At 43.7% G+C, this 14,449-nt stretch carries 17 protein-coding genes; all 17 read right to left on the bottom strand.

The genetic code is table 11. The features are described 5' to 3' along the window. Positions 1-23: 23 nt before the first annotated feature. Positions 24-839 (bottom strand): tryptophan synthase subunit alpha, encoded by an 816-nt coding sequence (trpA, locus tag FNL97_RS06495; RefSeq protein ID WP_062752715.1) that lies wholly within the window; start codon positions 837-839, stop codon positions 24-26. Next, positions 793-2,007: a tryptophan synthase subunit beta gene (gene trpB / locus FNL97_RS06490; RefSeq protein ID WP_062677570.1), complete on the bottom strand. Its 1,215-nt coding sequence runs from the start codon at positions 2,005-2,007 to the stop codon at positions 793-795. Before trpB ends, trpA begins: the two co-directional genes overlap by 47 nt. After that, a complete protein-coding gene (locus FNL97_RS06485; RefSeq protein WP_015864275.1) occupies positions 2,000-2,638 on the bottom strand; it encodes a phosphoribosylanthranilate isomerase in 639 nt (212 codons plus the stop codon). The genes trpB and FNL97_RS06485 overlap by 8 nt, the downstream gene beginning before the upstream one ends. Continuing rightward, positions 2,625-3,401, bottom strand: a complete 777-nt coding sequence (gene trpC / locus FNL97_RS06480; protein ID WP_062752719.1) for an indole-3-glycerol phosphate synthase TrpC — start codon at positions 3,399-3,401, stop codon at positions 2,625-2,627. Before trpC ends, FNL97_RS06485 begins: the two co-directional genes overlap by 14 nt. Then, the gene (gene trpD, locus FNL97_RS06475) at positions 3,394-4,413 is read right to left on the bottom strand and encodes an anthranilate phosphoribosyltransferase (RefSeq protein ID WP_081189537.1); all 1,020 of its coding nucleotides are present in this window, start codon (positions 4,411-4,413) and stop codon (positions 3,394-3,396) included. The genes trpC and trpD overlap by 8 nt, the downstream gene beginning before the upstream one ends. Next, positions 4,406-5,932: an anthranilate synthase component I gene (gene trpE, locus FNL97_RS06470; RefSeq protein WP_015864278.1), complete on the bottom strand. Its 1,527-nt coding sequence runs from the start codon at positions 5,930-5,932 to the stop codon at positions 4,406-4,408. Before trpE ends, trpD begins: the two co-directional genes overlap by 8 nt. A gap of 196 nt (positions 5,933-6,128) precedes the next feature. Then, entirely contained in the window at positions 6,129-6,509 is a 381-nt protein-coding gene (aroH, locus tag FNL97_RS06465) for a chorismate mutase (protein ID WP_062677574.1), read from the bottom strand. Next, a complete protein-coding gene (gene aroB, locus FNL97_RS06460) occupies positions 6,475-7,602 on the bottom strand; it encodes a 3-dehydroquinate synthase (protein WP_015864280.1) in 1,128 nt (375 codons plus the stop codon). Before aroB ends, aroH begins: the two co-directional genes overlap by 35 nt. A 2-nt stretch (positions 7,603-7,604) precedes the next feature. Then, a complete protein-coding gene (gene aroC / locus FNL97_RS06455; protein ID WP_015864281.1) occupies positions 7,605-8,771 on the bottom strand; it encodes a chorismate synthase in 1,167 nt (388 codons plus the stop codon). A gap of 118 nt (positions 8,772-8,889) precedes the next feature. Further along, complete coding sequence (locus FNL97_RS06450) at positions 8,890-9,663, bottom strand: CheR family methyltransferase (protein WP_143415232.1); 774 nt, start codon at positions 9,661-9,663, stop codon at positions 8,890-8,892. 129 nt (positions 9,664-9,792) lie between these two features. Further along, the gene (ndk, locus tag FNL97_RS06445; protein ID WP_062677611.1) at positions 9,793-10,239 is read right to left on the bottom strand and encodes a nucleoside-diphosphate kinase; all 447 of its coding nucleotides are present in this window, start codon (positions 10,237-10,239) and stop codon (positions 9,793-9,795) included. Between the two features lie 101 nt (positions 10,240-10,340). Beyond that, on the bottom strand, positions 10,341-11,303 hold the full coding sequence (gene hepT, locus FNL97_RS06440; RefSeq protein WP_015864284.1) for a heptaprenyl diphosphate synthase component II: 963 nt from the start codon (positions 11,301-11,303) through the stop codon (positions 10,341-10,343). Positions 11,304-11,320: 17 nt separating this feature from the next. Beyond that, positions 11,321-12,025 carry a demethylmenaquinone methyltransferase gene (menG, locus tag FNL97_RS06435; protein WP_015864285.1) on the bottom strand — a complete coding sequence of 235 codons (705 nt, stop codon included), beginning with the start codon at positions 12,023-12,025 and terminating at the stop codon, positions 11,321-11,323. Positions 12,026-12,029: 4 nt separating this feature from the next. Then, the gene (locus tag FNL97_RS06430) at positions 12,030-12,866 is read right to left on the bottom strand and encodes a heptaprenyl diphosphate synthase component 1 (protein ID WP_015864286.1); all 837 of its coding nucleotides are present in this window, start codon (positions 12,864-12,866) and stop codon (positions 12,030-12,032) included. A gap of 69 nt (positions 12,867-12,935) precedes the next feature. Next, positions 12,936-13,160 (bottom strand): trp RNA-binding attenuation protein MtrB, encoded by a 225-nt coding sequence (gene mtrB / locus FNL97_RS06425; RefSeq protein WP_015864287.1) that lies wholly within the window; start codon positions 13,158-13,160, stop codon positions 12,936-12,938. 33 nt (positions 13,161-13,193) lie between these two features. After that, positions 13,194-13,760 (bottom strand): GTP cyclohydrolase I FolE, encoded by a 567-nt coding sequence (gene folE, locus FNL97_RS06420; protein ID WP_015864288.1) that lies wholly within the window; start codon positions 13,758-13,760, stop codon positions 13,194-13,196. 135 nt (positions 13,761-13,895) lie between these two features. Continuing rightward, positions 13,896-14,168 (bottom strand): non-specific DNA-binding protein Hbs, encoded by a 273-nt coding sequence (gene hbs, locus FNL97_RS06415; protein WP_015864289.1) that lies wholly within the window; start codon positions 14,166-14,168, stop codon positions 13,896-13,898. Positions 14,169-14,449: the final 281 nt, after the last annotated feature.

Below are 14,449 nucleotides of genomic sequence, written 5' to 3'. Positions count from 1 at the left end.
CCTTCAGTTATTGCATGCCGTATTTATCGCAACGGTGCTGTTAGCGAGCGAGCGTAACGGCGAAACTCGGCAAGCGCCTCCTCTTTTTTCTCTTCCGTTTGCAAAAGGTCGTTAAGCTGTTCAATTTTTTGAACAAGCGCGCTGCCAATGACGACCCCGTCACAATAGTTTTTTAGCATGCTAACTTGTTCGCTTGTCGAAATGCCAAATCCAACAACGACAGGAACGCGGCTATGCCGCTTTACTTCGGTTAAAAAGTCGTTTAATGTTTCCGGCAATGTATCACGCACGCCGGTCACACCGAGTGATGAAACGCAATATAAAAATCCTTGCGCATTGGAGGCAATCATTTCAATTCGTTTTTTCGACGTCGGTGCTACGAGAGAAATAAGTGGAATTCCCGTCGCTTCACCGAGTTTACGAATCAGCTCACTTTCTTCAAACGGCAGATCTGGAATTAAAATGCCGTTCACTTCATTTTTTCGCGCTAAAGCAAAAAAGGATTCTTCTCCTAATTGTAACACAGGATTGTAATACGTAAAGAGAATAATCGGAATTTTTACTCCTTTTTTTCGCATTTCCGGAACTAATTCAATTGCTTTTTTTAATGTCATTTGCTGGCGAAGCGCTCTTTTTGCCGCCCGTTGAATAATCGGTCCGTCCGCTAACGGATCGGAATACGGAACGCCTAGTTCAAGAATGTCAGCTCCTGCTTCCTGAAGCGCCAATGCGAGTTCGATCGTTATATCCGGCCGGGGATCTCCGGCGACAATAAACGGAATAAACATCGGTTTAGTTACGGTTAGCAACTGCAATGCCGTTTCCTCCTTTTGCAACATTCATCATTGTCTGCACATCCTTATCACCGCGGCCAGATAAACATACGAGCACCGTTTGATCGCTTCGAAGCGTTTTCGCAAGTTGAACCGCCTTCGCTAAAGCATGCGCTGACTCGATCGCCGGAATGATCCCTTCTTCCCGAGATAACAATTGAAATGCCCAAATCGCTTCCTCATCCGTAACACTTTCGTAACGAACGCGGCCGATGCTGGCTAAATAAGCGTGTTCCGGTCCAACACCTGGATAATCGAGGCCTGCGGAAATAGAATATGGCTCAATAATTTGCCCATGTTCATCTTGCAATAAATACGTCAGCGACCCATGAATGACTCCTTTTGTCCCTTTTGTGATCGTTGCAGCATGGTGCGGCGTATCGATTCCTTTTCCCGCCGCTTCTACACCAACAAGCGTCACGTTATCTTCTAAAAACGGATAAAACATGCCAATTGCGTTGCTTCCGCCGCCCACGCACGCCACAATCACATCCGGAAGTTTTCCTTCCCGTTCGAGGAATTGCTGTTTCGCCTCATCACCGATAATACGCTGAAATTCGCGCACCATTTTCGGATATGGATGCGGGCCGACAACAGAACCGATCATATAGAAATGATCATCGCAATGTTGCACCCAATAGCGGATCGCCTCGTTTGTCGCGTCTTTTAAGGTACGATTTCCACTATATGCAGGAACGACTTTGGCACCTAATAATTTCATCCGGAATACGTTTAATTCCTGACGTTTTATATCTTCTTCCCCCATAAATACGATGCATTCCATCCCGAAATGAGCCGCTACCGTCGCCGCGGCAACACCGTGCTGACCTGCTCCCGTTTCCGCAATAATCTTTTTCTTTCCCATTCGTTTTGCAAGCAATGCTTGCCCAATCGCGTTATTGATTTTATGGGCGCCTGTATGGTTTAAATCTTCTCGTTTTAAGTAAATTTTTGCACCATTTAGTTTTTTCGTTAAATTAGACGCAAAAGTAAGCGGTGTTGGACGTCCAGAATACTCTTGTAAAATTCGGACGTATTCTGCTTTAAACTCCTCATCGGCAAGTGCTTTGGCAAGCTCTTCTTCTATTTCCTCAAGCGGCCGCATTAATGTTTCCGGAACGAATTTTCCGCCAAAATCGCCAAATCTGCCATTCTCGTTTGGAACGTTATACATAATTCGCCACCTTCTCTTCAATTTCTTTCATTTTTTTTATGCTTTTTTCTCCGTTTTCTTCGATGCCGCTGCTGATGTCGATGCCGTAAGGACGGTACGAAAGCAGCTTTTCAATATTTTCCGGGGTGATTCCCCCGGCAATGAAACAAGGAACTGCTTGCCGCGCAGCTTCCTCTAAATAAAACGGAACATTTTCCCAATCGAATGTCATTCCGGTTCCGCCCCACGCCCCGTTTACACGACTATCTACTACATATCCGTCCGCAACACCGGCATATTGCTTCATCTTCGCGAGCGCCTTTTCATCGTGATGAATCGCCTTCCAAACGGAAAGATCTGTCATTTCTTTTATTTTTGCAATGTGTTCGACTGTTTCATGGCCGTGGCATTGGATCACCGCAAGCGGAAGTTGTGACGCCGCGTGGATGATTTGATCGATTGGCGCGTTGACAAACACGCCGACAAGCTGTTTGCCGCCAAGCGATATATATTGGAGCCATTGTTTTACCATTTCCACTTCCACTTTTCGTTTGCTTTCCGCAAAAATCAGCCCAACATAATTTGCTCTGCTTCGAACGCTTTTTTGTAAATCAGACGCGGTGCGGTTGCCGCAATATTTAAGGACCGGCAATGGATTCAACCTCCCGAAATAATTCGTAAATCGCTGCTTCCACGTCGTCTTTTCTCATCAGCGATTCTCCGACGAGCACGGCGTCTGCACCGTATGTTTGCACCGTTTTTAAATCAAGAGAAGTGCCAATGCCGCTCTCGCTGACAATGATGCTTGCGGTTGGTACAAACGGAATGACCTTGCTTGTCGTTTCCAAAGAGGTGACAAACGTATGCAAATCGCGGTTGTTAATCCCAATGATTTCTGGAATAAAAATATCTAAAATATTTTCCAGCGTTTTACGCTCATGCACTTCGACCAAACATTCCAATCCTTTGTCGTATGCTTCCTGATATAGCTCATACAACGTTTTTGCCGGCAGCGCTTCGCCGATTAATAAAATCGCGTCAGCTCCAATTCGTACGCTCTCTTCGATTTGAATACGATCAATAATAAAATCTTTGCGCAAAATCGGAAGCTGTACCGCTTGCTTTATATCGCTTAAATAGCCGCGGTGTCCTTGGAAATATCGTTCATCCGTCAATACGCTGATCGCATCCGCCCCCGCTTTTTCATACGCTTTTGCGATCGCCACAGGATGAAAATCCGGTCGAATTAACCCTTTTGACGGGGAAGCCTTTTTCACTTCCGCAATAAGACCGATAGAACGGTTTGGTTTTTTCAGCGCCGCCGATAACGAACGACGCTGTACGTTTTGCAAAGGCTTTGGCAATGTGAGTGTCTCTATTTCTTTCTTTTTCGTTGCAATAATTTGTTCAAGCATACTTTTCTACCTCTTTCATGCGCAGTCGCTCAAATTGTTCATAGGCTTTCTTTGTCATCATCGCTTCTTTTGCCATTTCGACCCCTTCGCGAATCGTCGCTGCTTTCCCCGCCGCATATAACGCGACGCCAGCATTAAGAATGACGATATTGATCGCGCTTTCGTTTGCTCTTCCTTCCACTACTGCCTTTAATAGTTCAGCACTTTGTTGAACCGTACGAACTTGAACGTGTTCTAACTTTCCACGCGCGAGCCCATATTGTTCCGGCGCGATCGTGAAACGGCGAATTTCACCATGTTTCAGTTCGACTACATCTGTTTCCGCCGAAATGCTGCATTCATCAAGTCCGTCTTTTCCGGTTACCAATAAAACGTGTTCCGAGCCAAGTCGGTGAAGAGTTTCCGCAAGTTTTTCCGCGTATTGTGTCGAATAAACACCGATTACTTGCCGCTTGCACCGTGCTGGATTCGAAAGTGGTCCAATTAAATTGAATACAGTGCGAAACCCGATTTCTTTACGCGGCAATGCAGCATATTTCATGGCGGAATGATATAGCGGCGCGAACAAAAAAGCCAATCCTTTCGTTTTTAGCGCTCGTTTCGCTTCCTCCGGGGTTGCTTGAATATCAATATGAAGCGCTTCTAATACGTCCGCGCTTCCGCTTTTTGAGGAAACCGCTCGGTTGCCATGTTTGGCCACTTTGACACCAAGTGATGATACGACGATCGCCGCCGCAGTGGAAATGTTGAATGTCGATGCCCCGTCTCCCCCTGTTCCGCACGTATCAATGGCTTCTTCTTCATAATCGAGCGTCATCATTCGGCTGCGCATCGCTTTCACCAATCCTGTCAATTCATCGACCGTTTCCCCGCGCAATCGCAAAATGGATAAGAAACTGGCAATCTGGCTGGCAGAGGCTTCTCCAGACATTATCATCATCATCGCCTCATACGCTTCTTCTTCTGTCAACGTATACCCCTCAATACATTTGGCAAGAAGTTGCTTAAACATATATATTCTCTCCTTTCGCAAACAATCGTTCGGCACGTTCCATCGCTTTGATTAAGGCGCTCGCTTTATTGCGCGTTTCTTTCCACTCCAATTCTGGAACGGAATCCGCGACAATTCCCGCGCCTGCTTGCACGTAAGCATAACCGTCTTTTACAATCGCAGTGCGAATCGCGATACATGAATCAATATTGCCGTCAAAACCGATGTAGGCAATCGTTCCAGCATATAAATTTCTTGCCGTCGGTTCTAGCTCCTGTAAAATTTGCATCGCCCTTACTTTCGGCGCACCGCTTACCGTTCCGGCTGGAAAGGCCGCTAACAGCGCGTCAATCGGGTGAATTCCTTCCTTTAACACACCCGTTACTTTCGAAATCAGATGCATGACATGGGAGAACTTTCCAATTTCCATTAACACTGGCGTCTCGACTGTACCATATTTCGCTACTTTTCCGATATCGTTGCGGGCTAAATCTACTAACATATAATGTTCGGCTCTCTCTTTCGGGTCATTGTAAAGCTCCCTTTGAAGATGCTCATCTTCTTCTGCCGACCGTCCTCTTCTTCTAGTCCCGGCGATCGGGTGGATTTCCATATGACGGTTATGCACTTGAATTAACTTTTCCGGAGAGCTTCCGACAATTTCGATACCGTCTAGCTGAAAATAAAACATATATGGCGACGGATTAATATGACGCAGCATTCGATAAATGTGAAACCCGCTCACTTGAATCGGAACGGTAAATCGCTGGGACAATACCGCCTGAAAAACATCTCCGTTGGCGATATAGCTTTTAATGGTTTCTACATCCCTCATAAATGATGCTTTGTCATAATTGGATATGACACCTTGAAAGGAAACACGCGTTTCTTCGTCATCGTGATGAAGCAATAACAATGGCTCTTCCCTTCCGCTTGCTGCTTTTTTCATCAATGTTTCGATTCGCTTTAACCCTTCCCCGTACTTTCTCTTCTTCGCTTCTTCTGTGTCCTTGTCGGATATGCGGACATAATGAATAAACACAATCTCACGCTTATGATGATCAAACACGATCAACGATTCACAAAACGTAAAATAACCCGTCTTCAAGGAAATATCGCGATTGGAATGAATTGGGACTTTTTCGATTGCGGAAATGAAATCATATCCTAAAAAACCGACCGCGCCGCCGGTAAATGGTATCTCGCTTGCAAGCTGCTTGACGCGCAGCTTCTGCTCAATGAACAGAAATGCTTCTTTTAACGAAGAAGCTTTCATCATTTCTTCGCCGCGCTCATCCATCACAGAAAACGTATGGCCGGTTTCACTCTCAATCGTTAAAAACGGCGATAAACCGATAAAGGAATAGCGGGCCCATGGCGATTGATCATCTTTGCTTTCTAGCAAAAACACCGCTTCACTTTTTAAATTTTCAAATATTTTCACTGGTTCAAACACATCTGCAAAAAAGCGGCGTACAATCGGAATGGTCTGGAAATGAACCGCATCTTCCAAAAAAGTGGTGATTGTGCAGTTTTTCATTATCTCTCCTCCGTTCATTCGGATGGAGAATGAGGGTTTATGAGGCGAAAAAGGGGAATAAAAAACCCAAAGACAGATGTCTTTGGGTAGATTTCTCATCACACGTACAAAAAAACTCACCTCAACTAAACTCACTCATTCTCATCTACCCTAAGCTCTGCTCTTACTCTGCTTATTACTTTTGTTTACTATGATATTACATTTCTGTTTTTTTTGTCAATGACAAATCTGGGCGCAATGTGACGGCATCACGTAAATAAATGTGGGAAATTTCCTCTTGTTTCTTCGTTGTCTCAACAGTCATCATCACACGTATGCAACGCGGCAATGAGTTGGGAACCGGAATTTCTCTCATACACATAACCGGAACGTACGTCCATCCTTCTATGCGGCGCAGCGCTTGTGCTGGAAACGCCGCGGTAATATCTTCGGTAACAGATATAAGAACGAACGATACATCGCTTGCGGTTACGTCATTGGCGCGAATCATTTCTTTCAGCAATGTTTCTGTGGCATCGACAATTTCCTCCGCTTCATTGCGTTCAACAGTAATGGCACCTCGAATTCCGCGGATCATTCTCTCCCTCCTCCCGCTGAAATTTGCGAAGCAATGCCAGCAGCGTTTCATCATCGAGCGGTTTTATTTCTGCCATGCCAATGTCTTTCAAAAGCACCATGCGGACCGTTCCTGCTCTTGCTTTTTTATCCCCTTTCATTTTTTCAAGGAGACGGTTTATATTTAGTTGTTTCGGAATGGAAACAGGGAATCCATATGTACGAAACCAAGAAGAAAAACGATCGTAATCCAGCGATATGTTATACACCCGCTCGCTTACAAAAATCGCAAAGAGCATCCCAAGCGCCACCGCATCGCCATGCGTCATCGCTCCATAGCCAAGTTCATTCTCAAGCGCATGCCCAAGCGTATGCCCAAAATTTAAATGCGCGCGAACGCCAGTTTCTTTTTCATCTTCCCGCACGACGCTTGCCTTTACTTCAATTCCTTTTTTAATGCAATATTGCAATCGCTCCCCTTTTAAGTCCGCAAGCTCGCGGATTTCTTGCCGCAGCCATTGATAAAAATCGCGGTCGCGAATAAGCGCGTGCTTAATTACTTCGGCAAAACCGGAGCGCAATTCTTTTTCCGGCAAGGAACGCAAAAAAGCAATATCATAAACGACCGCTTCCGGCTGGTAAAACGCTCCGATCATGTTTTTTCCAAGCGGATGATTGATCGCCACCTTGCCGCCAACGGCGCTGTCATGCGCAAGAAGCGTCGTCGGGATTTGAATGTATGGGATGCCGCGCATATAAGTGGCAGCGACAAATCCAGCTAAATCGCCGACAACGCCGCCGCCAAAGGCAAGAATAAGCGATTTGCGGTCAAGCCCGTATTGAAGCGCAGCGGTTTGACATGCATAGTATTGCTCAAATGATTTCGCCTCTTCCCCGCTCGGTATGACATATGTGTACACATCATAATCATTGGCAAGCAATGCGCAAAGTCTCGATAAATACAATTGTTCCAACGTTTTATCGGTGATAATAAGCAATTTCGTCCCTTTGGAAAAAGACAATTGCCGGAGAATGTCCGGAAGAGACTCAATGATCCCTTCACCGAGAAATAACGGGTACTGTTTTGTTTTCGTTTCAATAACGATTTGTTCCATCGTTAAAACTCCCTTGCATAACGGCGCATTTTTTCTACGTTTTCTTTAATGAGATCCATTCGGTCTTGACCGAACTGATCGACGATTGCCGAAGCAACTTCCCAAGCGACTACTGCTTCGGCGACAACGCTTGCCGCTGGTACCGCACAGCTGTCCGAACGCTCGATGCTTGCTGTAAACGGCTCTTTCGTTTCAATATCCACGCTTTGCAATGGCTTGTAAAGCGTTGGAATCGGCTTCATTACCCCGCGTACGACAATTGGCATCCCGGTTGTCATCCCGCCTTCAAATCCACCGGCGCGGTTTGTCCGGCGCGTAAATCCTTTTTCTTTGCTCCAAATAATTTCATCATGTACTTCGCTTCCCGGGCGTCGCGCCGCTTCAAAGCCGATGCCAAATTCAACGCCTTTAAATGCGTTAATGCTCACAATCGCCGCGGCAATTTTCGCATCAAGCTTCCGGTCGTAATGAACGTGGCTGCCGACCCCTGCAGGGACTCCTTCGACAATGACCTCCACAATGCCGCCGATCGAGTCGCCGTTTTTCTTCGCTTCATCGATCGCTTCCATCATTTTGACTGCCGCTTTTTCATCAAAACAGCGCACCGGCGACTCTTCTGTCACTTGCTGCAATTCCTCAAGCGAACGATAATCCATTCGCTCCGCACGAACTCCGCCAATTTCTATCACATGTCCGGCGACGCGAATGCCAAGCTCTTCTAAAATCCGCTTTGCCACCGCTCCCGCCGCAACTCGCACCGTCGTTTCCCGGGCTGACGATCGTTCTAATACATTGCGCATATCACGATGCCCGTATTTTAATGCACCATTTAAATCGGCATGCCCAGGACGCGGACGCGTCACCTTCCGTTTTACTTCTTCTGCTGAATCGATCGGCTCAATTGACATAATGTTTTGCCAATGTTTCCAATCACGGTTTTCTACGACAAGCGTGATTGGCGAGCCTAACGTTTTCCCGTGGCGCACACCGCTGAAAATTTTCACTTCATCTTTTTCAATTTGCATCCGCCGACCACGGCCGTACCCTTTTTGTCTTCTTGCCAGCTCTTTATTAATATGTTCAGCAAGCAGCGTCAGCCCAGCCGGCACTCCTTCTAAAATAGTCGTTAACTGTGGTCCGTGTGATTCTCCCGCTGTTAAATATCTCATCCTGTTCTCTCCCTTCAACTCTTTAACGCGGTTAAGTAACAATATATCATAAATTAAAAAAATGAAAATAGTTTTTGATAAAAAAAGAATTCATCTTGCCGATGAACTCTTTCATAAACTATTTTATTTTGCGATAAAAAAATGTGTCTTCTATTTCAAAACCGTACAAGGCTGGGTTAAAAATTTGTTCCGTGCTGCCGACAAACAGTATTCCGCCTGGCCGCAACGCTTGATTAAATTTATAGTAGAGTTGTTGTTTTGCCTCCTCTGTAAAATAAATAAGCACATTGCGGCATACAATTAAATCAAATTGACGGCCGAATGGATCGGCAAGCAAGTTATGCTTTTTAAACGTCACCGTTCTTTTTATCTTTTCGTCGATTTTATAATACATTCCTTCTTTCTTAAAAAACTTTTTTTTCATTTCTTCCGGAATTTCTTGCAATGACCGTTCCGTATACAGCCCTATTTTCGCGCGGGCAATCGCGTTTTCATCGATATCTGTTGCTAAAATGGAGACATGGGCTAGCGGTATGTATTTCGATAAAATCATCGCTACCGTATAAGGTTCTTCTCCGGTAGAACAGGCAGCGCTCCATATTTTTAAGCGGCGGTTTTGTTCGAAGAGTTTCGGCAAAATCTTTTTTTCAAGCACTTCCCACCGTTTCGCATTTCGATAAAATTCCGACACGTTAATCGTCATTCGGTCAAGAAATTCATGAAACAATGCCTCGTCTTTTTCCATTGCTTGAAAAAATTCTTGAAAATTTTTTAATCCTCTTTTTTCATAGAGCGACGTTAAGCGTCTTTTCATTTGCGCTTCTTTATACTGAGCAAGGTCAATGCCTGTTTTTCGCTTGATGTTCTCAATAAACCACTGGTAGCCGTTCATTGTCGTTTTTCCTCTCTTTTCTCATTTCCAAACGAGTGCGCCTATGCCCTAGTATATCGTAAAACCAGCTAAAAAGAGAACAGAAAATTAGAAATAAAAAACCGGCCATGTCACTGACCGGTCTTCTTTCTAATATACCCATTCGTTCATTAATTTTGAATAATTGACAAGCTCTTCTTCTTTGAAAAATAAGCGAATTTCCCGTTCAGCGCTTTCCGGGGAATCGGAACCGTGAATGACGTTTTTCCCGACAGTCAGACCATAATCACCGCGAATCGTGCCAGGCGCTGCTTCCTGCGGGTTTGTTTTTCCCATCATTTGTCTAGCCGCCGCAATAACGTTTTCGCCTTCCCATACCATTGCAAATACAGGGCCTGATGTAATAAAGTCTACTAGCTCTCCGAAAAACGGACGTTCTTTATGTTCCGCATAATGCTGTTCTGCTAACTCTCGGGATACTTGCATTAACTTTGCACCGACAAGCTGGAATCCCTTTTTCTCAAAGCGAGCAACAATCTCGCCGATTAAGTTGCGCTGAACCCCGTCAGGTTTGACCATGATAAACGTTCTTTGCATCATCAATTCTCCACCCCTACTGTGATATGTACTAGGAAATCGGATTCCCAACAAAATAGTACCATTGTTTTCGCGCATTAGCAATAATGTCCTTGAAAGCGCTAGAAATCCCTTTTTCCGATATATTTTGCTATGTCATATAATGTGGAACGCGCCTTATTGTTTGGCAGCGTTTCTAATACACGAAACGCTTTTTGCAGATAGCGGTCGCTAAGCGCATACGATTTTTCGATCGCACCAGTTTGTTTAATCAACGTAATAATTTCTTTCATTTCGTTTGGCGTTGTTTTCGGATGAACAGCTGTAATTCTCTCTCTTGCATGTTTATCCTCCATCGCGAATAACGCAGGAAGCGTTACATTTCCTTGCAATAGATCACTTCCCGCCGGCTTGCCGAGCTTTGCTTCCGTGCCGGTAAAATCAAGAATGTCATCCGTAATTTGAAATGACATGCCAACATAATAGCCAAATAAGTAAAGACGCTCTGCCACGTCTTTTGCAGCGTTTGCGGCAATCGCTCCGAGCTGGCAGCTTGCCGCAATCAATAGCGCTGTTTTTCGTTTGATGCGCCGCAAGTAACAACGAAGGTTTTGATCGAAACGATATTTATCTTTAATTTGTTCAATTTCACCACGGCATACTTCGACAATCGTATTCGCTAAAATGCGATGAGCAAGCGGATTCTCAAGGCGTGCCATCTGTTCAAGAGAACGGGCAAACATATAGTCGCCGGTATACATGGCAAAACGATTGTTCCATTTTGCCTTAATCGTTTTTCTTCCTCTCCTTAGCTCCGCATCATCAATCACATCATCATGAACGAGTGAAGCCATGTGGATTAACTCCAACGCCACTGCCACATGTTTAATTCGTTCAATATCATATGTACCGAATTTTGCGGCAAGCAATACAAAAACGGGACGGATCCGTTTTCCGCCCGCTTGCAACAAGTGTAGCGCAGCCTCGCTCAATTGCGAGTAATCGGACTGGACCGTTTTTTCTAATTCTTTTTCAACTGCACGTAAATCCGTATTCAAAAACGAATACATTGCTTTTAACTTCATCCTGTTCACCTTAACTATTATCGTTTATGACCTAAATGCATCGCAGCAACTCCAAATGTGTACGATTTGACTTCAATATCGACGAAGCCGGCGTCGCGGAACATCTGTGCAAGCTCATCTCTTCCAGGAAAATCGCGCGCCGATTCCTGAAGCCACGAATATTCTTCATAACTCTTTGCAAATAACTTTCCAAATAGAGGCATAATAAAGCGAAAGTAAAAATAGTATAACTGACGAAAACCAATTAACGTCGGCTGCGATGTTTCAAGGCAAACGACTTTGCCGCCTGGCTTTACAACGCGATACATTTCTTTCAGCACCGTCATATAGTCAGGTACATTGCGCAAACCAAAGCCAATCGTTACATAATCAAACGTATTATCAGGAAATGGTATGTTCATCGCATTGCCGTGAATCAGTTTTACGTTTGCCAACTGGCGTTCTTTTACTTTTTGTTCGCCAACTTGCAACATATTTTTGCTGAAATCAAGCCCGTATACTTCACCGCTTGGCCCGACCGCTTCAGCAAGCGCAATCGTCCAATCGGCAGTACCGCAGCAAACGTCGAGCGCCTTTTTCCCCTTTTGTACATTCATTCGCTTCATCGTATCCTCACGCCATTTGAGATGACGCCGGAAACTAATGACCGAATTCATTCGATCGTAATGTTTATAAATTTTTTCAAATACATGATGAACCCGTTCTTCTTTTGATTGATACATACTTCTACCCTTCTTCCACCGTCTTTTTCGCGATGGCTGAAAAACCGCCAGTTAACTCGGAAATGCGGATTTGCAACGCCTCATTGACTTCTAATTTTATTTTTAGCAATTTCTCTTTGCAATGGTCAATATAGCGATTACAAATATGGAGCAAATAATGTTTTTGCTCTTTTGTCACCGTTTTTGTTTTTGGAAATACGATATTTGCCATTTGCTCAAACAAAACGGAAGAACCAGAATGGATAAACGTCTCTCTTTCCTTGTTTAACCGTTTTAACAGCAAGTAATCATACGAAAAATTTACCCATAACGGCGCAGAAAAATGCTCTGCCATTTTGCAAATTAATGCTGACTCAATCGTTCCAACACTGTCGAATAATGTTTCAATTCGTTCAATATCTTTTTGATATAATCGAATTTTATGCTCATTAATCTCTTTAATGGCCTCTGCAAACAGACGAATCATCGAAATTTCATTCAACTTTGCTAAATAATCGTAATATAAACCGCTATATAAATCCCCTGCAAGGACCACCAGTTGTCTTGTTTTCAAATCATCGTCTTCATGGTTGGAAACAGAATTTGTTACTTCGTCATGGGTATCAAGGGCGATTTGGACAAGCATCATTGGAATAATATAATGGTCAGCTTTCTCTGGGGAAATTTGCGCATCTTCTAACATGGATAATGATAGCAAAATGCGATCTTCGTCGATTGGTCTTGACGGTATATGCTGAAGCAAATAAGAATGGTGAAGAAATCGTTCAATTTGCTCTTTTAACAATGCGATTTTTATCATGATGTTTTTCAATATAATCACCCTTGCCCCAAAAATTTGCATACAATATAACGGAGTAATTATAACATAATTTTTCTGTAAACGCTCTAGTTTCAATAGAAAATCGTTAAATTACTTTTTTCCTTCTGACTCAATTTCTCCATGTCTCGTTTGAATATACGCTTTTCCTCTTACTTTAATGGCTGATGTATGTTCAGTGAATTGAGCGATCAACACTTCGCCTTTATCGAGCTTTTCCGAATGGTGAAAACGTGTATCCGCGCCTCTTGTTAGCCCGATGACGTTCACACCATCCTCGAGTGCTTTAATAACGATATAGTCGCTGTTTATATTCATAACTCTCTCCTCCTTTTTAGTTATTCGTATATTTTATCCTTTTATGAGCGAAAGCACTTCTGCACGGGCGACTTGGTCCGTTTCAAATACTCCTCTCACCGCCGTTGTCACTGTTTTTGCTCCTGGTTTTTTCACGCCGCGCATCGTCATGCACATATGTTCTGCTTCGACCACTACCATTACTCCATATGGATCGAGTGTTTCCATAATCGAATCAGCCACTGTCGCTGTAATGCGTTCCTGCAATTGTGGGCGGCGAGCTACTGTTTCCACCGCTCGTGCCAGCTTGCTTAACCCTGTGACTTTTCCGCCGCGAGGAATATATGCGACATGAGCGACTCCAAAAAACGGAACTAAATGATGCTCGCACATAGAGTAAAACGGAATATCTTTGACTAGCACTAACTCCTCATGGTCTTCACTAAACACGGTTTGAAAATGCTGCTTTGGATCTTCATGCAATCCCGCAAATACTTCGGCATACATCTTCGCAACTCGTTTTGGCGTATCGACCAATCCTTCACGATTCGGATCTTCCCCAATCGCCTCTAAAATCAACCGAACTGCATATTCAATTTGTTCATAATTCACGTGTGGCATACAAACAACATCCTCCTGCATCATAAAAGCTGAATGTAATCCGATTCTAGCATATATAACGAAAAAAAAGCAAAAAAGAAGGGAAGCATATCGCTACCCTTCCTTAAAAGCTCTTGATTGCTTTATTATGTAAGCTTACTTTACAGCATCTTTAAGAGCTTTACCTGGTTTGAAAGCAGGAACTTTGCTCGCAGGAATTTCCATTTCTTCTCCTGTTTGCGGATTGCGCCCTTTACGAGCTGCACGCTCACGCACTTCAAAGTTCCCAAATCCAATTAATTGAACTTTATCACCTTTTCTTAACGCTTCCGTAATAGATTCAAATACAGCATCTACTGCTTTTGTTGCGTCCTTTTTGGAAAGACCGCTAGTTTCAGCAACTGCGTTGATTAAATCCGTTTTATTCATACCATTCACCTCCTCCCAAGAGAGTTGTAAAAAAACTTCTTACTAATTCCATTTCTTCACATTTTCTCATATTTCTATACGTATAAAATTCGGTGACATGCCTAATATTAAACAATTTATCGCTATAATTCAACACATTTTCAACAAATCAATAAAATTTAGGCACATTTCACCAAAGAAAGCAACTTTTTCTGATAAAAGATTATCATATGTCCTATACGTTATCAAGATAAAATCCTTGTTTTCAAGGGTTTCTATCATTTTCTCACATAGTAATGCGG

This window comes from Geobacillus sp. E263, from assembly GCF_007197795.1.
Classification (GTDB): Bacteria; Bacillota; Bacilli; order Bacillales; family Anoxybacillaceae; genus Parageobacillus_B; species Parageobacillus_B toebii.
Note: the sequence above shows the minus strand (reverse complement) of the source record. Positions and strands in the feature narration are given on the sequence as shown.

Excerpts from the sequence above, each read along its gene's own strand:
- trpA (WP_062752715.1), bottom strand. The coding sequence starts at position 839 with ATGTTGCAAAAGGAGGAAACGGCATTGCAGTTGCTAACCGTAACTAAA.
- trpB (WP_062677570.1), bottom strand. The coding sequence starts at position 2,007 with ATGTATAACGTTCCAAACGAGAATGGCAGATTTGGCGATTTTGGCGGA.
- trpC (WP_062752719.1), bottom strand. The coding sequence starts at position 3,401 with ATGCTTGAACAAATTATTGCAACGAAAAAGAAAGAAATAGAGACACTC.
- trpD (WP_081189537.1), bottom strand. The coding sequence starts at position 4,413 with ATGTTTAAGCAACTTCTTGCCAAATGTATTGAGGGGTATACGTTGACA.
- trpE (WP_015864278.1), bottom strand. The coding sequence starts at position 5,932 with ATGAAAAACTGCACAATCACCACTTTTTTGGAAGATGCGGTTCATTTC.
- aroH (WP_062677574.1), bottom strand. The coding sequence starts at position 6,509 with ATGATCCGCGGAATTCGAGGTGCCATTACTGTTGAACGCAATGAAGCG.
- aroB (WP_015864280.1), bottom strand. The coding sequence starts at position 7,602 with ATGGAACAAATCGTTATTGAAACGAAAACAAAACAGTACCCGTTATTT.
- aroC (WP_015864281.1), bottom strand. The coding sequence starts at position 8,771 with ATGAGATATTTAACAGCGGGAGAATCACACGGACCACAGTTAACGACT.
- FNL97_RS06450 (WP_143415232.1), bottom strand. The coding sequence starts at position 9,663 with ATGAACGGCTACCAGTGGTTTATTGAGAACATCAAGCGAAAAACAGGC.
- ndk (WP_062677611.1), bottom strand. The coding sequence starts at position 10,239 with ATGCAAAGAACGTTTATCATGGTCAAACCTGACGGGGTTCAGCGCAAC.
- hepT (WP_015864284.1), bottom strand. The coding sequence starts at position 11,303 with ATGAAGTTAAAAGCAATGTATTCGTTTTTGAATACGGATTTACGTGCA.
- menG (WP_015864285.1), bottom strand. The coding sequence starts at position 12,025 with ATGTATCAATCAAAAGAAGAACGGGTTCATCATGTATTTGAAAAAATT.
- FNL97_RS06430 (WP_015864286.1), bottom strand. The coding sequence starts at position 12,866 with ATGCAAATTTTTGGGGCAAGGGTGATTATATTGAAAAACATCATGATA.
- mtrB (WP_015864287.1), bottom strand. The coding sequence starts at position 13,160 with ATGAATATAAACAGCGACTATATCGTTATTAAAGCACTCGAGGATGGT.
- folE (WP_015864288.1), bottom strand. The coding sequence starts at position 13,760 with ATGCCACACGTGAATTATGAACAAATTGAATATGCAGTTCGGTTGATT.
- hbs (WP_015864289.1), bottom strand. The coding sequence starts at position 14,168 with ATGAATAAAACGGATTTAATCAACGCAGTTGCTGAAACTAGCGGTCTT.